The sequence below is a fragment of the Pseudomonas sp. NPDC077649 genome (genome assembly GCF_044542855.1).
Lineage (GTDB): Bacteria > Pseudomonadota > Gammaproteobacteria > Pseudomonadales > Pseudomonadaceae > Aquipseudomonas.
The window spans coordinates 216,831-237,181 of record NZ_JBITVF010000006.1; the positions used below are offsets into that span (position 1 = coordinate 216,831).

Below are 20,351 nucleotides of genomic sequence, written 5' to 3' on the forward strand. Positions count from 1 at the left end.
GCGGTATCAGGTAGTCAGGGTGCGCAGCAGGTTCTTGTAGTCCTCGCGGATGTCCGCGTCGGATCCCCTAAGTTCAGCAATCTTACGGCATGCGTGCAACACCGTGGTGTGATCGCGGCCGCCGAAGGCCACACCGATTTCCGGCAGACTGTGGTTGGTCAGCTCCTTCGACAACGCCATGGCCACCTGGCGCGGCCGGGCGATGGAGCGCGAGCGGCGCTTGGAGAGCAGATCGGTGATCTTGATCTTGTAGTACTCGGCGGTGGTGCGCTGGATATTGTCGATGCTCACCAGCTTGTCCTGCAGGGCCAGCAGGTCCTTGAGCGATTCGCGAATCAGCTCGATGGTGATGTCGCGGCCCATGAAGTGCGAGTGAGCGATCACCCGTTTCAGCGCACCTTCCAGCTCGCGCACGTTGGAGCGGATGCGCTGGGCGATGAAGAACGCCGCGTCGTGCGGCAGTTCGACCTTGGCCTGGTCGGCCTTCTTCATCAAGATCGCCACGCGGGTTTCCAGCTCCGGCGGCTCCACCGCCACGGTCAGGCCCCAGCCGAAGCGCGACTTCAGGCGTTCTTCCAGGCCCTCGATCTCCTTCGGGTAGCGGTCGCTGGTAAGGATCACCTGCTGGCCGCCTTCGAGCAGGGCGTTGAAGGTGTGGAAGAACTCTTCCTGGGAGCGCTCCTTCTTGGCGAAGAACTGGATATCGTCGATCAGCAGCGCGTCCACCGAACGGTAGAAGCGCTTGAACTCGTTGATCGCATTGAGCTGCAGCGCCTTGACCATGTCGGCGACGAAGCGCTCGGAATGCAGGTAGACCACCTTGGCGTTGGGGTTCTTCGCCAGCAGGTGGTTGCCCACCGCGTGCATCAGGTGGGTCTTGCCCAGGCCGACGCCGCCATAGAGGAACAGCGGGTTATAGCCGTGCTTGGGGTTGTCCGCCACCTGCCAGGCCGCGGCGCGAGCCAACTGGTTGGACTTGCCCTCGACGAAGTTGTCGAAGGTGAAGGTGCGATTGAGGTAACTGGTGTGCTTGAGACCGCCTTCGACCTGCACGGTGCGCTCTGTGCGCGGCGCCACCGCCGGAGTCGGCGCCTGCGGGGCAGCCCCGGCCATGGAGTCGAAGCTGGCGCGCGAAGGTTCCTCCTGCGCGGGCGGCGCCGGCGGTTTGCTCGCCGCCGCGGCCGCCTGCACCTGGGCCGCGCGGGCGGCGGCTGGCAGTGGTGCGTTCGGCGCCACCCGCGCCGCGGCAGTGCGTTTGCTGCCTATTAATAGAGAGAGCGCCGGCACCAGGCCGTTGGCACGCTCGCCGAGCAGCTCGAGCAGACGACTCAGGTACTTCTCGTTGACCCAGTCGAGCACGAAGCGGTTGGGCGCATAGACGCGCAACTCGTCGCCTTCGGCTTCGACCTGCAGAGGACGGATCCAGGTGTTGAATTGCTGGGCCGGCAACTCGTCGCGCAGAAGCTCGACGCACTGCTGCCATAGTTCCACTGACACTGACTATCCCCTTTCCAGGCGGCGATGCAAAAAACAGCCGTCATTGTAGCCGCCCAAGGCGGAGTTATCCACACGGCGCAGAGCAGATGGCCAAGTAAAATCAAAGCCTTATTGGCATTCATCAGGCTTATCAGGGCCATGTCCAAGCTTGTGGATAAGGCCCCGTGAAGTCGTTGCAAAAGCCTGGGGACAGGACAGCGGATAACCTGCCTGTGGGTAACCCGGCAGATTGCCCCCAGCCTGTGCGCAGGGAGCACACAGGCCCGGCACCGTTTCCTGACAACCTTATCATCCCGGCAAGGCCACGGATGGCGGGCGCTGCGGGCAGTTCTCCACAGAAGGAAGCCGGCCTAATCATTATCAACATAGAAAAAGAGCTTTAAACCTTTCCTTCTTTCTATTCTTATTTGGCGAAAAGGCTGGTTGGAAATTGACCTGCCGCGCGGCTTTCTCTAGAATTGCCGGTCTCTTTAAACCAGGGTCATTCCGACCCTAGTCGATCACCCAGGTAACGCACCATGAAACGCACTTTCCAACCCAGCACCATCAAGCGCGCTCGTACCCACGGTTTCCGTGCCCGCATGGCCACCAAGAACGGCCGTGCCGTCCTGTCGCGTCGTCGCGCCAAGGGCCGCAAGCGTCTGACTGTCTAATTCATCCAGACAGGTGGTGAGTCGAGGCTTCGGCCGGGAAAAGCGTCTGCTGACCCCCCGGCAATTCAAGGCAGTCTTCGACTCCCCAAGCGGCAAAGCTCCGGGCAAAAGTGTCCTGCTGCTAGCGCGCGACAACCAGCTCGATCATCCCCGCCTGGGTCTGGTGATCGGCAAGAAGAGCGTCAAGCTCGCCGTCGAGCGCAACCGCATCAAGCGTCAAATCCGCGAGTCCTTCCGCCTGAACCAGGACGACCTGGTCGGCTGGGACATAGTGGTGGTCGCCCGTAAGGGCCTCGGCGATCTGGAGAATGGCGAACTCGCTCAGCAGTTCGGCAAGCTCTGGAGACGCCTGGCCCGTAGCCGGCCCAGTCGCGACGCACATGCCTCCCCCGGGACAAGCGACAATCCCCATGCGTAAAGCGGCCCTAGCCTGTATCCAGGTGTATCGCTACGCCATCAGCCCGCTGATGGCCAGTCATTGTCGCTTCTATCCCAGCTGTTCCTGCTATGCCTACGAAGCCATCGAGCAACATGGCTTCCTGCGTGGCGGCTGGCTGGCGGCTCGCCGGCTCGGTCGCTGCCACCCCTGGAATGCCGGCGGCTTCGACCCGGTGCCTCCCGTGAAAACCTCCCGTTCCCCTTCGATGGCCGAATAATCATGGATATCCAACGTTCGATCCTGATCGTCGCCCTGGCAGTCGTGTCCTACCTCATGGTCCTGCAATGGAACGAGGACTACGGCCAGGCCGCCCTGCCGGCCGAGGTACAGTCCTCGACCGCCGCGACGCCCGCCCTGCCGGACACCCCGGCCAATGCCACAACCGCCGGCGACGACATCCCCACTGCCGTGGCCGAACCCAGCGCCGCTGCCGTTGCGCCGACTGCCGCCGCCAGCGACGAGCTGATCCGCGTAAAGACCGACGTGCTGGATCTGGCCATCGACCCGCGCGGTGGCGATATCGTGCAGCTGCGCCTGCCACAGTACCCGCGCCGTCAGGATCGCCCGGACGTGCCCTTCCAGCTGTTCGACAACGGCGGCGAACGCACCTACCTGGCGCAGAGCGGCCTGATCGGCCAGAACGCCCCGGACAAGTCCAGCGGTCGCGCCCTGTGGTCGAGCGAGAAAACCAGCTACGCGATGGCCGACGGCCAGGACAGCCTGGTGGTCGACCTGAGCTACAGCGAGAACGGCGTCAACTACATCAAGCGCTACAGCTTCAAACGCGGCCTCAACCCGCAGTGCTCGGCGCGTGAGCAGCAGCTGAAGAAACCCGGTTGCGTGGACCCCTCCGCCTATCAGGTCGACGTGCGTTACCTGATCGACAACCAAAGCGATCAGGCCTGGAGCGGCAACCTGTTCGCCCAGCTCAAGCGCGACAGCAGCGGCGATCCGTCCTCCACCACCGCCACCGGCACCGCCACCTACCTGGGCGCAGCGCTGTGGACCAGCGAGGAGCCGTACAAGAAGGTGTCGATGAAGGACATCGACAAGCAGCCCTTCAAGGAAACCGTGCAGGGCGGCTGGGTGGCCTGGCTGCAGCACTACTTCGTCACCGCCTGGGTGCCGAGCAAGGACAGCACTAACCTGGTACAGACCCGCAAGGACAGCCAGGGCAACTACATCGTCGGCTTCACCGGCCCGACCGTGCAGGTCGCCGCCGGCAGCCAGGGCGAGACCGGCGCCATCCTCTATGCCGGCCCCAAGCTGCAGGAGCACCTGGGTACCCTGTCCCCGGGCCTGGAGCTGACCGTCGACTACGGCTTCCTGTGGTTCCTCGCCCAGCCGATCTTCTGGCTGCTGGAAGTGATCCACGGCCTGCTGGGTAACTGGGGTTGGTCGATCATCGTGCTGACCATCATCATCAAGCTGATCTTCTTCCCGCTGTCGGCCGCCAGCTACCGCTCCATGGCCCGCATGCGCGCCGTGTCGCCCAAGCTGCAGGCGCTGAAGGAGCAGTTCGGCGACGATCGCCAGAAGATGTCCCAGGCGATGATGGAGCTGTACAAGAAGGAGAAGATCAACCCGCTGGGCGGCTGCCTGCCGATCCTGGTGCAGATGCCGGTGTTCCTCGCCCTCTACTGGGTGCTGCTGGAATCCGTGGAGATGCGTCAGGCCCCGTGGCTGCTGTGGATCACCGACCTGTCGATCAAGGATCCGTTCTTCATCCTGCCGATCATCATGGGCGCCACCATGTTCATCCAGCAGCAGCTCAACCCGACGCCGCCGGACCCCATGCAGGCGCGCGTGCTGAAGCTGATGCCGATCATCTTCACCTTCTTCTTCCTGTGGTTCCCGGCCGGTCTGGTGCTGTACTGGGTGGTCAACAACATCCTGTCCATCGCCCAGCAGTGGTACATCACCCGCAAGATCGAAGCAGCAGCGAAGATCGCTAGCGCCTGATTGGCCAAGGCTTCCCAGTTGCAAGCAGACGCCCCATGATTGGGGCGTTTTGCTGTCCACCCTATCTGTAGGAGCGAGGGGCGCCCAGTCCTCCGCTCGCGAACCCTGGCCCCGGCCAATCACCGAGTAAATGCCATGCCCCTTGCCCGAGACACCATCGCCGCCGTCGCCACCGCCCAGGGTCGCGGCGGCGTCGGCATCGTGCGGGTGTCCGGACCGCTGGCCGGACAGCTGGCCCAGGCCATCTGCCGACGCGAGTTGAAGCCGCGCTTCGCCCACCACGGCCCGTTCTTCGGCGAGCAGCAGCTACCGCTGGACGAAGGCCTGGCCATCTACTTCCCCGGGCCGAACTCCTTCACCGGCGAAGACGTGCTGGAACTGCAGGGCCATGGCGGCCCGGTGGTGCTCGACCTGCTGCTGCGCCGCTGCCTGGAGTTGGGTGCCCGCCTGGCTCACCCCGGCGAGTTCAGCGAGCGCGCCTTCCTCAACGACAAGCTCGACCTGGCCCAGGCCGAGGCCATCGCCGACCTGATCGAGGCCAGCTCCGAGCAGGCCGCGCGCAATGCGCTGCGTTCGCTGCAGGGCGAGTTCTCCAAGCGGGTGCATGCGCTGACCGAATCCCTGATCCAGCTGCGCATCTACGTCGAGGCCGCCATCGATTTTCCCGAGGAGGAGATCGATTTCCTCGCCGATGGCCATGTGCTGAGCCAGCTAGACGGCGTGCGCGCAAACTTATCCACAGTGCTGCGCGAGGCCGGCCAGGGTGCCCTGCTGCGCGACGGCATGACGGTGGTCATCGCCGGCCGGCCCAATGCCGGCAAGTCCAGCCTGCTCAATGCCCTGGCCGGACGCGAGGCGGCCATCGTCACCGAGATCGCCGGCACCACCCGCGACGTGCTGCGCGAACATATCCACATCGACGGCATGCCGCTGCATGTGGTCGACACCGCCGGCCTACGCGATACCGATGACCAGGTGGAACGCATCGGCGTGGAGCGCGCGCTCAAGGCCATCGGCGAGGCCGACCGGGTGCTGCTGGTGGTGGACTCCACCGCACCGGAAGCCGCCGATCCCTTCGCCCTGTGGCCGGAATTCCTCGAACAGCGCCCCGATCCGACGCGGGTCACCCTGATCCGCAACAAGGCCGATCTGTCCGGCGAGAGCGTGGCGCTGCAGACCTGCGCCGACGGCCACGTCACCCTCAGTCTGTCGGCCAAGTCGGCGGATGGCCTGGAGCTGCTGCGCGAGCACCTGAAGGCCTGCATGGGTTATCAACAGACCGCCGAGAGCGGTTTCAGTGCACGGCGTCGGCATCTGGAAGCACTGCACCAGGCCGAGCAGCACCTCGAGCACGGCCGCACCCAGCTGACCCTGATGGGCGCCGGCGAACTGCTCGCCGAGGACCTGCGCCTGGCCCAGCAGGCCCTGGGCGAGATCACCGGCGCCTTCAGCTCGGACGATCTGCTGGGGCGCATCTTCTCCAGCTTCTGCATCGGTAAATAGCAAGGCGCCGCTGCCCTTCGTAGGAGCGGATTCGTCCGCGGAAAGGGCGTCAAGCTTGCGAATAAAGGCCAGGGGCTCCCTTCGCTCCTGCCACTGCGCGCCTCGCGTTCATCCCTTGAACCTCGATCTCCCCCGGATTTCGTCCGGGCTACGCGCGCTCGTCTGCAACCTGGGGAGCTGTTGTCGACTTACTCAGAGCCCAATTAAACCCTGTGGAAAACCGCCCCTAAGCCCTGCCCATAACCGGCTGACAAAGCTGGGCGTAAATCCCCCTGTGTATAACCTGCCATTTCATCCACAGCGGATGACCAGCTTTCCCAGTGGAACCCTGCAGGAACGGCACAGCCTTATCATTGGCTGTACCGCAGCAATGGCAAGGGCTACAGCCTGTTATCCACAGAAAGGGCGTGCGCTATACACAAACATAAAGAACAAGCTTTATAAAAAATCTCTCTTTCTTTTCTTTATAAGCTCACAGCGCTCAAAGCCGAGCGGGACCGCTGAGAGGCGATAGGCACCTGCACCCAACCGGCTGCAATCGGACTGGCTATTTTTTGTGCAGAAGGCTTCATTCAAGAGGCCGAAGTCCCTATACTTGCCGCCTTTCTAAAAGACCCCCTTTCTCAACAGGCACGAGGTGCGTGGTGGATTTCCCTTCCCGTTTTGACGTGATCGTGATCGGCGGCGGTCATGCCGGTACCGAGGCAGCCCTGGCTGCCGCACGCATGGGCGTGAAGACCCTGCTGCTCACCCACAATGTCGAGACCCTTGGCCAGATGAGCTGCAACCCGGCCATCGGCGGGATCGGCAAGAGCCACCTGGTCAAGGAAATCGATGCCCTCGGCGGGGCCATGGCCACCGCTACCGACAAGGGCGGCATCCAATTCCGCGTGCTCAACAGCCGCAAGGGTCCGGCGGTACGCGCCACCCGCGCCCAGGCCGACCGCGTGCTGTACAAGGCGGCGGTGCGCGAGATTCTGGAAAACCAGGCCAACCTGTGGCTTTTTCAACAGGCGGCCGACGACCTGATTGTGGAAAACGCTGAAGTCAAAGGCGTGGTCACCCAGATGGGGCTCAGGTTCCACGCGGATTCCGTGGTGTTGACCACAGGCACCTTCCTCGGCGGACTTATCCACATCGGTCTGCAGAACTACTCCGGTGGTCGCGCCGGCGATCCGCCTTCCATCGCCTTGGCCCAGCGTCTGCGCGAGCTGCCGCTGCGCGTCGGTCGGCTGAAGACCGGCACCCCGCCGCGCATCGACGGCAGATCAGTAGATTTTTCGCTGATGACCGAGCAACCGGGCGACACCCCGACGCCGCTGATGTCCTTCCTCGGCAAGCGCGAGCAGCAGCCCAAGCAGATCAGCTGCTGGATCACCCACACCAACGCGCGTACCCACGAGATCATCGCCGCCAACCTCGACCGTTCGCCGATGTACTCGGGCGTGATCGAAGGCGTGGGCCCGCGCTACTGCCCGTCGATCGAGGACAAGATCCACCGCTTCGCCGACAAGGACAGCCACCAGGTGTTTATCGAGCCCGAGGGCCTGACCACCCACGAGCTGTATCCCAACGGCATCTCCACCTCGCTGCCGTTCGACGTGCAGCTAGAGATCGTGCGCAGCATCTGCGGCATGGAGAACGCCCATATCGTGCGTCCCGGCTACGCCATCGAATACGACTACTTCGACCCGCGCGATCTGAAGTACAGCCTGGAGACCAAGGTCATCGGCGGGCTGTTCTTCGCCGGCCAGATCAACGGCACCACCGGCTACGAAGAAGCCGGTGCCCAGGGCCTGCTGGCCGGCTGCAACGCCGCGCTGCGCGCCCAGGGCAAGGACGCCTGGTGCCCGCGTCGCGACGAGGCCTATATCGGCGTGCTGGTCGACGACCTGATCACCCTCGGCACCCAGGAGCCGTACCGCATGTTCACCTCGCGCGCCGAATACCGGCTAATCCTGCGCGAGGACAACGCCGACCTGCGCCTGACCGAGAAGGGCCGCGAGCTGGGCCTGGTGGACGACGAGCGCTGGGCCGCCTTCGAGGCCAAGCGCGAAGGCATCGTCCAGGAAGAGCAGCGCCTGAAGAGCACCTGGGTGCGCCCGGGCACGCCGCAGGGCGATGCCATCGCCGCGCGCTTCGGCACGCCGCTGACGCACGAATACAACCTGCTCAACCTGCTGGCGCGTCCCGAGATCGACTACGCCACCCTGGCCGAGGTGACCGAGTCCCCGGCTGTGGATAACCAGGTGGCCGAGCAGGTCGAGATCAAGACCAAGTACGCCGGCTATATCGATCGCCAGCAGGACGAGATCGCCAAGCTGCGCGCCAGCGAGGACACCAAGCTGCCGCAGGACCTGGACTACGCCACCATCTCCGGGCTGTCCAAGGAAATCCAGTTCAAGCTGGGCAACACCCGCCCGGCGACCCTCGGCCAGGCCTCGCGCATTCCCGGGGTCACCCCGGCGGCGATCTCCCTGCTGCTGATTCACCTGAAGAAGCGCAGCGCCGGGCAGAAGCTGGAGCACAGCGCCTGATGTCGGTCACTCAGCGTCACGCCGAAGAACTGCTGCAGGGCGCCCGCGAACTGGGCATCGAGCTCAGCGCCCGCCAGCAGGAACAGCTGCTCGCCTACCTGGGCCTGCTGATCAAGTGGAACAAGGCCTACAACCTCACCGCCGTGCGCGACCCCGACGAGATGGTGTCGCGCCACCTGCTCGACAGCCTGTCGGTAGTGCCCTTCGTCGCCGAGCTCGGCGACAACTGGCTGGACGTCGGCAGCGGCGGCGGCATGCCCGGCATTCCCTTGGCGATCCTGTTTCCCCAGCGGCGTTTCACCCTGCTCGACTCCAACGGCAAGAAGACCCGCTTCCTGATCCAGGTGAAGCTGGAGCTGAAACTCGCAAACCTCGAAGTTGTCCACAGCCGGGTCGAGGCGTTTCAGCCCGAGCGGCCGTTCGACGGCATCAGCTCGCGAGCCTTCAGCAGCCTGGAAGACTTCAGCACCTGGACCCGCCACCTCGGCAGCGCCGACACCCACTGGCTGGCGATGAAGGGCGTGCACCCGGACGACGAGCTGCAGGCGCTGCCGGCGGACTTCCGTCTCAGTGCCACCCACGTGCTGCGGGTTCCCGGTTGCCAAGGCCAGCGCCATCTGTTGATACTGCGTCGCTCGGTCTAAGGGGAAAGAAGATGGCCAAGGTATTCGCGATCGCCAACCAGAAAGGCGGGGTGGGCAAGACCACGACGTGCATCAACCTGGCCGCCTCGCTGGTGGCGACCAAGCGCCGGGTGCTGCTGATCGACCTCGACCCGCAGGGCAACGCGACCATGGGCAGCGGCGTCGACAAGCACGGCCTGGAGCACTCGATCTACGACGTGCTGATCGGCGAATGCGACCTCGGCCAGGCCATGCAGTTCTCCGAGCACGGCGGCTACCAGCTGCTGCCGGCCAACCGCGACCTCACCGCCGCGGAGGTCGCCCTGCTCGAGATGAAGATGAAGGAGAGCCGCCTGCGTTACGCCCTGGCGCCGATCCGCGAGAACTACGACTACGTCCTCATCGACTGCCCGCCTTCGCTGTCGATGCTGACCATCAACGCCCTGGTCGCCGCCGACGGCGTGATCATTCCCATGCAGTGCGAGTACTACGCGCTCGAGGGCCTCTCGGATCTGGTCAACAGCATCCAGCGCATCGCCCAGCTGCTCAATCCCAAGCTGCAGATCGAAGGCCTGCTGCGCACCATGTACGACCCGCGCATCAGCCTGACCAACGACGTCAGCGCCCAGCTCAAGGAACACTTCGGCGATAAGCTGTACGACGCGGTGATCCCGCGCAACGTGCGCCTGGCCGAGGCGCCGAGCTTCGGCATGCCGGCGCTGGTTTACGACAAACAATCCCGTGGCGCCATCGCCTACCTGGCGCTGGCCGGCGAACTGGTGCGCCGTCAGCGCTCCGCCGCGAAAACCGCTACCGCTTAAGGAACCCCCGCATGGCTGCGAAGAAACGAGGTCTGGGACGAGGCCTGGACGCCCTGCTCGGCGGCACCAGTGTCACCGCCCTGCAGGAAGAGGCCGCCCAGGTCGACAATCGCGAACTACAGTACGTGCCGCTGGAGCTGATCCAGCGCGGCAAGTACCAGCCGCGCCGCGACATGGACCAGACCGCTCTGGAAGAGCTGGCCGCCTCGATCCGCGCCCAGGGCGTGATGCAACCCATAGTCCTGCGCCCCATCGGCGGCGGTCGCTTCGAGATCGTCGCCGGCGAACGGCGCTGGCGGGCCAGCCAGCTGGCCGGTCAGGACAAGATCCCGGCCATGGTCCGCGAACTGCCGGACGAAGCCGCCATCGCCATGGCGCTGATCGAGAACATCCAGCGCGAAGACCTCAACCCGATCGAGGAAGCCGTGGCCCTGCAGCGCCTGCAGCAGGAGTTCGAGCTGACCCAGCAGCAGGTCGCCGATGCCGTCGGCAAGTCGCGCGTCACCATCACCAACCTGCTGCGCCTGATCGCCCTGCCGGAAGAGATCAAGACCCTGCTGTCGCACGGCGACCTGGAGATGGGCCATGCCCGCGCGTTGCTCGGTTTACCCCTGGAACAGCAGGTGGAAGCGGCGCGACACGTTGTCGCACGCGGCCTCACCGTTCGTCAGACCGAAGCCCTGGTGCGCCAGTGGCTGACAGCCAAGCCGGCACCGACCAAGGCCAAGGCCGATCCGGACATCAGTCGCCTCGAACAGCGCCTGGCGGAGCGTCTAGGCTCGCCTGTGCAGATAAAACACGGCAGCAAGGGCAAGGGTCAGCTGGTGATCCGCTACAACTCCCTCGAAGAATTGCAGGGCGTGCTCGCCCATATCCGCTGAAACAATTGGCCACATCTGGCCATGTAGCGCACGGTCGGAAATCACTACCCGGCAGTTGAATGGGGGGGATAGGCCCCCTATACTCTGCGCGCAATTTTGTTGGCACTTTTTATGCCAATTCATTGAGTTAAAGCGGTCGAGAGTCGAGGAACCCAGTTGATGGAACGCCGTATGCCGAAGCGCCGGCCCTTCCATCGTTTACCGGTGTTCCCGGTTCTGCTGGCACAGTTGATCGTGCTGCTGTTGGCCGCATTGGTGGCGTGGCAATCGCTGGGGAGCGTTGCCGGTTATTCGGCGTTGTTGGGCGGCATGATCGCCTGGTTGCCGAATCTGTATTTCGCCCACAAGGCGTTCCGCTTCAGCGGCGCGCGGGCGGCTAGAGAGATCGTCCGTTCGTTCTATGCGGGCGAAGCGGGAAAACTGATTCTGACGTTCGTGCTGTTCGCACTGACGTTTGCGGGCGTGAAACCCCTGGAGGCACCGGTTCTGTTCGGTGTCTACCTGCTGACCCTGCTGGTCAGCTGGTTCGCCCCGTTGCTGATAACAAAATTTTCACGACCTTAAAGCGTTCGAGGCAAATAATGGCAGCAGATACCGCTTCGGGTTACATCCAGCACCACCTGACGAACCTGACCTTCGGTCAGCATCCGGTGAATGGCTGGAGTTTCGCCCACACCGCAAAGGAAGCCCAGGAAATGGGTTTCTGGGCCTTCCACGTCGATACCCTGGCGGTGTCGGTGGTGCTCGGCCTGATCTTCATTCTTCTGTTCCGCCTGGCGGCGAGGAAAGCGACGTCCGGGCAACCGGGCGGCTTGCAGAACTTCGTCGAAGTGCTGGTGGAGTTCGTCGACGGCAGCGTCAAGGACACCTTCCACGGGCGTAACCCGCTGATCGCCCCGCTGGCCCTGACCATCTTCGTCTGGGTCTTCTTGATGAACTTCATGGACCTGATCCCGGTCGACTGGCTGCCGATGCTGGCCGCCACCATCGCCGGCGACCCGCACCTGTACTTCCGCGTGGTACCGACTACCGACCCGAACGCCACCCTGGGCCTGGCCCTGTCGGTGTTCGCCCTGATCCTGTTCTACAGCGTCAAGGTCAAGGGCATCGGCGGTTTCCTCGGCGAGCTGACCATGCACCCGTTCAGCTCGAACAACATCGCCATGAAGATCCTGCTGATCCCGGTGAACTTCCTGCTCGAGTTCGTCACCCTGATCGCCAAGCCGGTGTCCCTGGCCCTGCGTCTGTTCGGCAACCTGTATGCCGGCGAACTGATCTTCATCCTGATCGCCATCATGTACAGCGGCGGCCTGCTGCTCGGCGGTCTGGGCGGTGTGCTGCAGCTGGCCTGGGCCATCTTCCACATCCTGATCATCGTGCTGCAAGCGTTCATCTTCATGATGCTGACCATCGTCTACCTGTCGATGGCGCACGAAGATAACCACTAAGCCGTAACAAGTTCCGCGGCGTCGCCCCAGGCGGCGCCTGCCAGGACAAACCCTGCGGCCACGGCCTCGGGGCAGCTGTAAACAAACGATTTCGCTTTACCGCTTCAACAAAAACCTTAACCAATACGACTGTAAGTCGGGAGGAAAAATGGAAACTGTAGTTGGTTTGACCGCTATCGCCGTTGCACTGCTGATCGGCCTGGGTGCCCTGGGTACCGCCATCGGTTTCGGTCTGCTGGGTGGCAAGTTCCTGGAAGGCGCCGCGCGTCAGCCGGAAATGGTTCCGATGCTGCAAGTGAAAATGTTCATCGTCGCCGGTCTGCTCGACGCCGTGACCATGATCGGTGTTGGTATCGCACTGTTCTTCACCTTCGCGAACCCCTTCGTTGGTCAAATCGCAGGCTGATTCACTCGTTTTCGAGTGAATTGGTGTGACGGACAACGAACGAGCGAGGTGTTGGCGTGAACATTAATGCAACCCTGATTGGCCAGTCCGTTGCCTTCTTCATCTTCGTGCTGTTCTGCATGAAGTTCGTATGGCCTCCGGTCATTACGGCTCTGCAGGAGCGTCAGAAGAAGATCGCAGACGGTTTGGACGCTGCCAACCGCGCGGCTCGTGATCTGGAGCTGGCCCACGAGAAAGTGGCCCAGCAACTGCGCGACGCCAAAGGTCAGGCTGCCGAAATCATCGAGCAGGCCAAGAAGCGCGCGGCGCAGATCGTCGACGAAGCCCGTGATCAGGCTCGTGGCGAGGCTGACCGTGTGAAGGCCCAGGCTCAGGCCGAGATCGAACAGGAAATCAACGGCATCAAAGACGCCCTGCGCGCCCAAGTGGGCAGCCTGGCGGTCAGCGGTGCGGAGAAGATCCTGGGCGCATCCATCGACCAAAGCGCGCATGCGGAGCTGGTTAACAAACTGGCAGCCGAAATTTAAGCGAGGGCGCGATCATGGCAGAACTGACCACGCTGGCCCGACCTTACGCTAAGGCTGCCTTCGAGTACGCCCAGGCCCACCAGCAACTGGCCAATTGGTCAGCCATGCTCGGCCTGGCTGCAGCGGTGTCGCTCGACGACACCATGCAGCGCGTGCTCAAGGCCCCGCGTCTGACGAGTACAGAAAAGGCCACCGCCTTCATCGAGGTGTGTGGCGACAAGTTCGACGCCCAGGCACAGAACTTCATCCATGTCGTCGCCGAGAACGACCGTCTGGCCCTGTTGCCGGACATCTTCGCCCAGTTCGAGCTGTACAAGGCCGAGCAGGAGAAGTCGATCGACGTGGATGTCACCAGTGCCTTCGCATTGAGCGATGAACAGCAAGACAAACTCGCCAAGGTTCTCAGTGCACGGCTCGGCCGAGAAGTGCGTCTGCACGCCGCGGAAGATGCCACCCTGATCGGTGGTGTACTGATCCGCGCCGGCGACCTGGTTATCGATGGCTCAGTTCGCGGCAAACTCGCGAAGCTGGCCGAAGCATTGAAATCTTGAGTTTGAAGGGGCAGCAGAGCTATGCAGCAACTCAATCCTTCCGAAATTAGTGAAATCATCAAGGGGCGCATCGAGAAACTCGACGTCGCCTCCCAAGCCCGTAACGAAGGCACCATCGTTTCCGTCTCCGACGGCATCGTGCGCATTCACGGTCTCGCCGACGTCATGTACGGCGAAATGATCGAGTTCCCAGGCGGCGTCTACGGTATGGCGCTGAACCTGGAGCAAGACTCCGTCGGTGCCGTCGTACTGGGTGCTTACACCAGCCTTGCAGAAGGCATGAGCGCCAAGTGCACCGGCCGCATCCTGGAAGTCCCGGTTGGTCCGGAACTGCTGGGCCGCGTGGTCGATGCCCTGGGTAACCCGATCGATGGCAAGGGCCCGATCAACGCCGCCGCTACCGACGCTGTCGAGAAAGTGGCTCCGGGCGTGATCTGGCGTAAGTCGGTCGACCAGCCGGTGCAGACCGGCTACAAGTCGGTCGATGCCATGATCCCGGTCGGCCGTGGCCAGCGCGAGCTGATCATCGGTGACCGTCAGATCGGTAAGACCGCCCTGGCCGTCGACGCCATCATCAACCAGAAGAACAGCGGCATCCGCTGCGTCTACGTGGCCATCGGTCAGAAGCAGTCGACCATCGCCAACGTCGTACGCAAGCTGGAAGAAGCCGGCGCCCTGGCCAACACCATCGTGGTTGCCGCCTCGGCTTCGGAATCGGCGGCCCTGCAGTTCCTCGCGCCGTACGCCGGCTGCACCATGGGCGAATACTTCCGCGACCGCGGTGAAGACGCCCTGATCGTCTACGACGACCTGTCCAAGCAGGCCGTGGCCTACCGCCAGATCTCCCTGCTGCTGCGCCGTCCGCCGGGCCGCGAAGCCTACCCGGGCGACGTGTTCTATCTCCACAGCCGTCTGCTGGAGCGTGCTTCCCGCGTTTCCGAAGAGTACGTCGAGAAGTTCACCAACGGCGAAGTGAAAGGCAAGACCGGTTCGCTGACCGCCCTGCCGATCATCGAAACCCAGGCTGGCGACGTTTCCGCGTTCGTTCCGACCAACGTGATCTCCATCACCGACGGTCAGATCTTCCTGGAATCGGCCATGTTCAACTCGGGTATCCGTCCGGCCGTCAACGCCGGTATCTCGGTATCCCGCGTCGGTGGCGCCGCGCAGACCAAGATCATCAAGAAGCTCTCCGGTGGTATCCGTACCGCCCTGGCTCAGTACCGTGAACTGGCGGCCTTCGCCCAGTTCGCCTCTGACCTGGACGAAGCCACCCGCAAGCAGCTCGAGCACGGTCAGCGTGTCACCGAGCTGATGAAGCAGAAGCAGTACGCGCCCATGTCGATCGCCGACATGTCCGTATCGCTGTACGCTGCCGAGCGCGGCTTCCTGACCGACGTGGAAGTGAACAAAGTTGGCGCCTTCGAAGCGGCCCTGCTGGGCTACTTCAACCGTGAGCTGGCCGATCTGATGGCCAAGATCAACGTGAAAGGTGACTTCAACGACGAAATCGACGCCGCCATCAAGGCCGGCATCGAGAAGTTCAAGGCCACCCAAACCTGGTAAGCCGCAGCGGGCGTCGCGAGACGCCCGCCTGCTAACCCGATAGGTGTCAAATGGCAGGCGCAAAAGAGATTCGCAGCAAGATTGCGAGCATCAAAAGCACGCAGAAGATCACCAGCGCCATGGAAAAGGTGGCGGTCAGCAAGATGCGCAAGGCACAACAGCGCATGGCTGCTAGCCGTCCCTATGCGGAGCGTATCCGCCAGGTGATTGGTCATCTGGCCAACGCCAACCCGGAGTACCGCCATCCCTTCATGATCGAGCGCGACGTCAAGCGTGCCGGTTATGTGGTGGTGAGCAGTGACCGCGGTCTGTGCGGTGGTCTGAACACCAACCTGTTCAAGACCCTGGTCAAGGACATGGCGAAAGATCGCGAGCAAGGCGTGGAGATCGATCTCTGCGTGATTGGCTCCAAGGGCGCGGCATTCTTCCGCAACTTTGGTGGCAATGTGGTTGCTGCGATCAGCCACCTCGGCGAGGAGCCCTCGATCAACGACCTGATCGGTAGCGTCAAGGTCATGCTCGATGCCTACCTCGAAGGGCGTATCGACCGTCTGTCCGTGGTCTCGAACAAGTTCATCAACACCATGACGCAGAAGCCGACGGTGGAACAGCTGGTTCCGCTGGTGGCCGATCCGGATCAAGAGCTCAAGCATCACTGGGACTATCTGTACGAGCCCGATGCCAAGGAGCTGCTCGACGGCCTGATGGTTCGCTACGTCGAATCGCAGGTGTACCAGGCGGTGGTCGAGAACAACGCGGCCGAGCAGGCTGCGCGGATGATCGCGATGAAGAACGCCACCGACAACGCCGGTGAACTGATCAGCGATCTGCAGCTGATCTACAACAAGGCGCGTCAGGCAGCGATCACCCAAGAGATTTCGGAAATCGTCGGCGGCGCTGCCGCGGTTTAAGAACGGTTCAAATATTCAGAGGAACCAAAGATGAGTAGCGGACGTATCGTTCAAATCATCGGCGCCGTTATCGACGTGGAATTCCCGCGTGATCAGGTGCCAGCCGTATACGAGGCGCTGAAAGTAGTCGGCGCCGAAACCACCCTGGAAGTCCAGCAGCAGCTGGGCGACGGCGTGGTGCGTTCCATTGCGATGGGTTCGACCGAAGGCCTCAAGCGTGGCCTGGACGTCACCCGCACCCACAAGGCCATCTCGGTACCGGTCGGTAAAGCGACCCTGGGCCGGATCATGGACGTGCTGGGCAACCCGATCGACGAAGCCGGTCCGATTGGCGAAGAAGAGCAGTGGGAAATCCACCGCGCTGCGCCGAGCTATGCCGAGCAAGCCGGCGGCAATGAGCTGCTGGAAACCGGCATCAAGGTAATCGACCTGGTCTGCCCGTTCGCCAAGGGCGGTAAGGTCGGTCTGTTCGGTGGCGCCGGCGTCGGCAAGACCGTGAACATGATGGAACTGATCCGTAACATCGCCATCGAGCACAGCGGTTACTCCGTGTTCGCCGGTGTGGGCGAGCGTACCCGTGAGGGTAACGACTTCTACCACGAGATGAAGGATTCCAACGTTCTCGACAAGGTAGCCCTGGTCTACGGTCAGATGAACGAGCCGCCAGGCAACCGTCTGCGCGTGGCACTGACCGGCCTGACCATGGCCGAGAAGTTCCGTGACGAAGGTCGTGACGTACTGCTGTTCGTCGACAACATCTACCGTTACACCCTGGCCGGTACCGAAGTATCCGCACTGCTCGGCCGTATGCCGTCGGCAGTAGGTTATCAGCCGACCCTGGCCGAAGAGATGGGCGTTCTGCAGGAACGCATCACCTCCACCAAGAAAGGCTCGATCACCTCGATCCAGGCCGTCTACGTTCCCGCGGACGACCTGACCGACCCGAGCCCGGCGACCACCTTCGCCCACTTGGACGCTACCGTGGTACTGTCGCGTGACATCGCTTCGCTGGGTATCTACCCGGCCGTTGACCCGCTGGACTCCACCAGCCGTCAGCTGGACCCGAACGTCATCGGCAACGAACACTACGAGACCGCTCGTGGCGTTCAGTACGTGCTGCAGCGTTACAAGGAACTGAAGGACATCATCGCCATCCTCGGTATGGACGAGCTGTCCGAGTCGGACAAGCAGCTGGTATCGCGCGCTCGTAAGATCCAGCGCTTCCTGTCCCAGCCGTTCTTCGTGGCCGAAGTCTTCACCGGTTCGCCGGGCAAGTACGTGTCCCTCAAGGACACCATCGCCGGCTTCAGCGGCATTCTCAAGGGCGACTACGACCACCTGCCGGAACAAGCGTTCTACATGGTTGGCGGCATCGAAGAAGCCATCGAGAAGGCGAAGAAACTGTAATCACCCCATGCGCCCGGCGACGGGCGCATCAGGTTGTGGATAAACTTGTCCACAACCTGTCACGTGAGGCAAGCGTATGGCTATGACAGTCCATTGCGATATCGTCAGCGCGGAAGCGGAGATCTTCTCCGGCCTGGTCGAGATGGTGATTGCGCACGGCAACCTGGGTGATCTGGGTATCGCCCCGGGCCACGCGCCGCTGATCACCGATCTGAAGCCGGGTCCGATCCGCCTGATCAAGCAGGGCGGCGAGGCCGAGGTGTTCTACATCTCCGGTGGCTTCCTCGAAGTGCAGCCGAACATGGTCAAGGTTCTCGCCGACACCGTGCAGCGTGCTGCCGATATCGACGAAGCCGCTGCCCAGGAGGCCCTCAAGGCCGCCGAGAAGGCGCTGCACCAGCAGGGCGCGGAGTTCGACTACGGTAGCGCCGCCGCGCACCTGGCCGAAGTCGCCGCTCAGCTGCGTACCGTCCAGCAACTGCGCAAGAAGTTCGGCGGCTAACGCCAACGGCTTCAACCGCGTCGGGAGAAAGGGTAGCCTTGGCTACCCTTTTTCTTTGTCCGCCGTTTTTACCTTTGTCAGTCAGTAGCCCGGATGCAATCCGGGACGATCACCCCCGGACCTGATCCGGGCTACAGATAGGATCTGCTTCCATGTCGCTCGATATCGTTATCCTCGCCGCCGGCCAGGGCACGCGCATGCGTTCCGCCCTGCCCAAGGTCCTGCACCCGGTCGCCGGCCAGTCCATGCTCGGCCACGTGATCGCCACCGCCCGCCAGTTGCAGCCGCAAGGTATCCACGTGGTGATCGGCCATGGTGCCGAGCGGGTACGCGAGCGTCTGGCGGCCGACGACCTCAACTTCGTCCTGCAGGCCGAGCAGCTCGGCACCGGCCATGCCGTGGCCCAGGCGCTGCCGGCGTTGACTGCCGAGCGCGTGCTGATCCTCTACGGCGACGTGCCGCTGATCGAGGCCGAGACCCTGCAGCGTCTGCTGGCCAAGGTCGACGACGAGCAGCTGGCCCTGCTCACCGTCGACCTGGTCGACCCCACCGGCTACGGCCGTATCGTTCGCGACGGCGCCGGCGTGGTGCAGGCCATAGTCGAACACAAGGACGCCACGCCCGAACAGCGGCAGATCTGCGAGGGCAATACCGGCATCCTCGCCGTGCCCGGCAAGCGCCTGGGCGACTGGCTCGGCCGCCTTTCCAACAGCAACGCGCAGGGCGAGTACTACCTCACCGACGTGATCGCCATGGCCGTGACCGACGGCCTGCTGGTGGCCACCGAGCAACCGCAGGACGCCATGGAAGTGCAGGGCGCCAACGACCGCATCCAGCTCGCCGAGCTGGAGCGCCACTACCAGCGGCGCGCCGCGCGGCGCCTGATGGCCCAGGGCGTGACCCTGCGCGACCCGGCGCGTTTCGACCTGCGCGGCGAGGTGACGGTGGGCCGTGACGTGCTGATCGACGTCAACGTGATTCTCGAAGGCCGGGTGCTGATCGAGGATGAGGTACAGATCGGCGCGAACTGCGTGATCAAGGACTCGATCCTGCGCAAGGGCGCCGTGGTCAAGGCCAACAGCCACCTGGAGGGTGCCGAGCTGGGCGAGGGCGCCGACTGCGGGCCGTTCGCCCGCCTGCGTCCCGGCGCCAAGCTGGGGGCCAAGGCCCATGTCGGCAACTTCGTCGAGCTGAAGAACGCGGTGCTGGGCGATGGCGCCAAGGCCGGCCACCTGAGCTACCTGGGTGACGCCGAGATCGGTGCGCGCAGCAACATCGGCGCCGGCACCATCACCTGCAACTACGACGGCGCCAACAAGTTCCGCACGGTGATGGGCGAGGACGTGTTCATTGGTTCCAACAGTGCCCTGGTAGCGCCGGTGACCCTCGGCGACCGCGCCACCACCGGCGCCGGCTCGACCATCACCGCCGATGTGCCGGCCGACAGCCTGGCCGTCGGTCGCGCCAAGCAGCGCAATATCGAAGGCTGGAAGCGGCCAACCAAGAAGACCTGACGGAGCCGGCAAGGATGCCACTGCGTAAACGCTGGATAGTGCCCGGCCTGCTGCTGGTCTGGGCCTTGCTGCCGGAATGGCCGCGGATTCCGGTGGACGGCGCCAGTTCCAGGGACTGGAATCCCCGGACCTTCTGGTTCGAGCCCTGGGGACGTTCCGGCGTGCACAAGGGCATCGACATCTTCGCCAGGCTCGGCACGCCGGTGCGCTCCAGCAGCTACGGCCTGGTGCTGTTTCGCGGCGAGATCGAGCAGGGCGGCAAGGTGGTCGTCGCTCTGGGGCCGAAGTGGCGCATTCATTACTACGCCCACCTGCACCGCATCGACGTCTACCCGGGCCAGCCGCTGCTGACCGGCAGCGTGCTGGGCTCGGTCGGCGACAGTGGCAACGCCCGCGGCAAACCGGCGCATCTGCACTACTCGATCGTCAGCCTGCTGCCGTTGCCCTGGCGTGCGGACGACTCGACCCAGGGCTGGAAGAAGATGTTCTACCTCGACCCCAACGCGATCCTGCCGGCTCGTTGAGCGAGCTGGTCCGGCAGGGCGCCGCCAGGTTCGGCGGCCGCGCCTGCGACCTGCCTGCTCCACGTCGATTGCCGCTTGA

At 63.5% G+C, this 20,351-nt stretch carries 21 protein-coding genes; 20 read left to right on the plus strand and 1 reads right to left on the minus strand.

Going from position 1 to position 20,351, the window contains the following annotated elements; all coding sequences use genetic code 11:
- Nucleotides 1–6: 6 nt before the first annotated feature.
- Nucleotides 7–1,497 carry a chromosomal replication initiator protein DnaA gene (gene dnaA, locus ACIGFL_RS18575; RefSeq protein WP_122109583.1) on the minus strand — a complete coding sequence of 497 codons (1,491 nt, stop codon included), beginning with the start codon at nt 1,495–1,497 and terminating at the stop codon, nt 7–9.
- 518 nt (nt 1,498–2,015) lie between these two features.
- Here dnaA and rpmH point away from each other — a divergent pair.
- The 20 genes from rpmH (at nt 2,016) to ACIGFL_RS18675 (ending at nt 20,272) form a co-directional block, all read left to right on the plus strand.
- A complete protein-coding gene (gene rpmH, locus ACIGFL_RS18580; protein ID WP_003246698.1) occupies nt 2,016–2,150 on the plus strand; it encodes a 50S ribosomal protein L34 in 135 nt (44 codons plus the stop codon).
- A 13-nt stretch (nt 2,151–2,163) separates the two neighbouring features.
- Entirely contained in the window at nt 2,164–2,568 is a 405-nt protein-coding gene (rnpA, locus tag ACIGFL_RS18585) for a ribonuclease P protein component (RefSeq protein WP_082457793.1), read from the plus strand.
- Entirely contained in the window at nt 2,561–2,806 is a 246-nt protein-coding gene (yidD, locus tag ACIGFL_RS18590) for a membrane protein insertion efficiency factor YidD (RefSeq protein WP_013717990.1), read from the plus strand. Before rnpA ends, yidD begins: the two co-directional genes overlap by 8 nt.
- Before the next feature lie 2 nt (nt 2,807–2,808).
- On the plus strand, nt 2,809–4,551 hold the full coding sequence (yidC, locus tag ACIGFL_RS18595; RefSeq protein ID WP_397498116.1) for a membrane protein insertase YidC: 1,743 nt from the start codon (nt 2,809–2,811) through the stop codon (nt 4,549–4,551).
- Nucleotides 4,552–4,686: 135 nt separating this feature from the next.
- On the plus strand, nt 4,687–6,054 hold the full coding sequence (mnmE, locus tag ACIGFL_RS18600) for a tRNA uridine-5-carboxymethylaminomethyl(34) synthesis GTPase MnmE (RefSeq protein WP_397498117.1): 1,368 nt from the start codon (nt 4,687–4,689) through the stop codon (nt 6,052–6,054).
- A 644-nt stretch (nt 6,055–6,698) separates the two neighbouring features.
- Nucleotides 6,699–8,591: a tRNA uridine-5-carboxymethylaminomethyl(34) synthesis enzyme MnmG gene (mnmG, locus tag ACIGFL_RS18605; RefSeq protein ID WP_397498118.1), complete on the plus strand. Its 1,893-nt coding sequence runs from the start codon at nt 6,699–6,701 to the stop codon at nt 8,589–8,591.
- Nucleotides 8,588–9,235 carry a 16S rRNA (guanine(527)-N(7))-methyltransferase RsmG gene (gene rsmG / locus ACIGFL_RS18610; RefSeq protein ID WP_397498193.1) on the plus strand — a complete coding sequence of 216 codons (648 nt, stop codon included), beginning with the start codon at nt 8,588–8,590 and terminating at the stop codon, nt 9,233–9,235. The genes mnmG and rsmG overlap by 4 nt, the downstream gene beginning before the upstream one ends.
- Nucleotides 9,236–9,246: 11 nt before the next feature.
- A complete protein-coding gene (locus ACIGFL_RS18615) occupies nt 9,247–10,035 on the plus strand; it encodes a ParA family protein (RefSeq protein WP_021442432.1) in 789 nt (262 codons plus the stop codon).
- Nucleotides 10,036–10,046: 11 nt separating this feature from the next.
- Nucleotides 10,047–10,916 carry a ParB/RepB/Spo0J family partition protein gene (locus ACIGFL_RS18620; protein WP_397498119.1) on the plus strand — a complete coding sequence of 290 codons (870 nt, stop codon included), beginning with the start codon at nt 10,047–10,049 and terminating at the stop codon, nt 10,914–10,916.
- Nucleotides 10,917–11,075: 159 nt separating this feature from the next.
- Nucleotides 11,076–11,480: a F0F1 ATP synthase subunit I gene (locus ACIGFL_RS18625; protein ID WP_031302725.1), complete on the plus strand. Its 405-nt coding sequence runs from the start codon at nt 11,076–11,078 to the stop codon at nt 11,478–11,480.
- A gap of 17 nt (nt 11,481–11,497) precedes the next feature.
- The gene (atpB, locus tag ACIGFL_RS18630; protein ID WP_122109589.1) at nt 11,498–12,364 is read left to right on the plus strand and encodes a F0F1 ATP synthase subunit A; all 867 of its coding nucleotides are present in this window, start codon (nt 11,498–11,500) and stop codon (nt 12,362–12,364) included.
- 148 nt (nt 12,365–12,512) lie between these two features.
- Nucleotides 12,513–12,770 (plus strand): F0F1 ATP synthase subunit C, encoded by a 258-nt coding sequence (gene atpE, locus ACIGFL_RS18635; protein WP_003097235.1) that lies wholly within the window; start codon nt 12,513–12,515, stop codon nt 12,768–12,770.
- Nucleotides 12,771–12,826: 56 nt separating this feature from the next.
- Nucleotides 12,827–13,297 (plus strand): F0F1 ATP synthase subunit B, encoded by a 471-nt coding sequence (locus tag ACIGFL_RS18640; RefSeq protein WP_021442428.1) that lies wholly within the window; start codon nt 12,827–12,829, stop codon nt 13,295–13,297.
- Between the two features lie 14 nt (nt 13,298–13,311).
- A complete protein-coding gene (locus ACIGFL_RS18645; protein WP_397498120.1) occupies nt 13,312–13,848 on the plus strand; it encodes a F0F1 ATP synthase subunit delta in 537 nt (178 codons plus the stop codon).
- Nucleotides 13,849–13,869: 21 nt separating this feature from the next.
- Entirely contained in the window at nt 13,870–15,414 is a 1,545-nt protein-coding gene (gene atpA, locus ACIGFL_RS18650; protein WP_397498121.1) for a F0F1 ATP synthase subunit alpha, read from the plus strand.
- Nucleotides 15,415–15,464: 50 nt separating this feature from the next.
- Entirely contained in the window at nt 15,465–16,325 is an 861-nt protein-coding gene (gene atpG / locus ACIGFL_RS18655) for a F0F1 ATP synthase subunit gamma (RefSeq protein ID WP_397498122.1), read from the plus strand.
- A gap of 30 nt (nt 16,326–16,355) precedes the next feature.
- Nucleotides 16,356–17,732: a F0F1 ATP synthase subunit beta gene (gene atpD / locus ACIGFL_RS18660; RefSeq protein WP_021442424.1), complete on the plus strand. Its 1,377-nt coding sequence runs from the start codon at nt 16,356–16,358 to the stop codon at nt 17,730–17,732.
- A gap of 76 nt (nt 17,733–17,808) precedes the next feature.
- On the plus strand, nt 17,809–18,234 hold the full coding sequence (locus ACIGFL_RS18665) for a F0F1 ATP synthase subunit epsilon (protein WP_397498123.1): 426 nt from the start codon (nt 17,809–17,811) through the stop codon (nt 18,232–18,234).
- Between the two features lie 152 nt (nt 18,235–18,386).
- Nucleotides 18,387–19,748 carry a bifunctional UDP-N-acetylglucosamine diphosphorylase/glucosamine-1-phosphate N-acetyltransferase GlmU gene (glmU, locus tag ACIGFL_RS18670; RefSeq protein ID WP_397498124.1) on the plus strand — a complete coding sequence of 454 codons (1,362 nt, stop codon included), beginning with the start codon at nt 18,387–18,389 and terminating at the stop codon, nt 19,746–19,748.
- Between the two features lie 14 nt (nt 19,749–19,762).
- Entirely contained in the window at nt 19,763–20,272 is a 510-nt protein-coding gene (locus ACIGFL_RS18675) for a M23 family metallopeptidase (protein WP_397498125.1), read from the plus strand.
- The last annotated feature ends 79 nt before the right edge of the window (nt 20,273–20,351 follow it).

Excerpts from the sequence above, each read along its gene's own strand:
- rpmH (WP_003246698.1), top strand. The coding sequence starts at position 2,016 with ATGAAACGCACTTTCCAACCCAGCACCATCAAGCGCGCTCGTACCCAC.
- yidD (WP_013717990.1), top strand. The coding sequence starts at position 2,561 with ATGCGTAAAGCGGCCCTAGCCTGTATCCAGGTGTATCGCTACGCCATC.
- yidC (WP_397498116.1), top strand. The coding sequence starts at position 2,809 with ATGGATATCCAACGTTCGATCCTGATCGTCGCCCTGGCAGTCGTGTCC.
- mnmE (WP_397498117.1), top strand. The coding sequence starts at position 4,687 with ATGCCCCTTGCCCGAGACACCATCGCCGCCGTCGCCACCGCCCAGGGT.
- ACIGFL_RS18615 (WP_021442432.1), top strand. The coding sequence starts at position 9,247 with ATGGCCAAGGTATTCGCGATCGCCAACCAGAAAGGCGGGGTGGGCAAG.
- ACIGFL_RS18620 (WP_397498119.1), top strand. The coding sequence starts at position 10,047 with ATGGCTGCGAAGAAACGAGGTCTGGGACGAGGCCTGGACGCCCTGCTC.
- ACIGFL_RS18625 (WP_031302725.1), top strand. The coding sequence starts at position 11,076 with ATGGAACGCCGTATGCCGAAGCGCCGGCCCTTCCATCGTTTACCGGTG.
- atpB (WP_122109589.1), top strand. The coding sequence starts at position 11,498 with ATGGCAGCAGATACCGCTTCGGGTTACATCCAGCACCACCTGACGAAC.
- atpE (WP_003097235.1), top strand. The coding sequence starts at position 12,513 with ATGGAAACTGTAGTTGGTTTGACCGCTATCGCCGTTGCACTGCTGATC.
- ACIGFL_RS18645 (WP_397498120.1), top strand. The coding sequence starts at position 13,312 with ATGGCAGAACTGACCACGCTGGCCCGACCTTACGCTAAGGCTGCCTTC.
- atpA (WP_397498121.1), top strand. The coding sequence starts at position 13,870 with ATGCAGCAACTCAATCCTTCCGAAATTAGTGAAATCATCAAGGGGCGC.
- atpG (WP_397498122.1), top strand. The coding sequence starts at position 15,465 with ATGGCAGGCGCAAAAGAGATTCGCAGCAAGATTGCGAGCATCAAAAGC.
- atpD (WP_021442424.1), top strand. The coding sequence starts at position 16,356 with ATGAGTAGCGGACGTATCGTTCAAATCATCGGCGCCGTTATCGACGTG.
- ACIGFL_RS18665 (WP_397498123.1), top strand. The coding sequence starts at position 17,809 with ATGGCTATGACAGTCCATTGCGATATCGTCAGCGCGGAAGCGGAGATC.
- glmU (WP_397498124.1), top strand. The coding sequence starts at position 18,387 with ATGTCGCTCGATATCGTTATCCTCGCCGCCGGCCAGGGCACGCGCATG.
- ACIGFL_RS18675 (WP_397498125.1), top strand. The coding sequence starts at position 19,763 with ATGCCACTGCGTAAACGCTGGATAGTGCCCGGCCTGCTGCTGGTCTGG.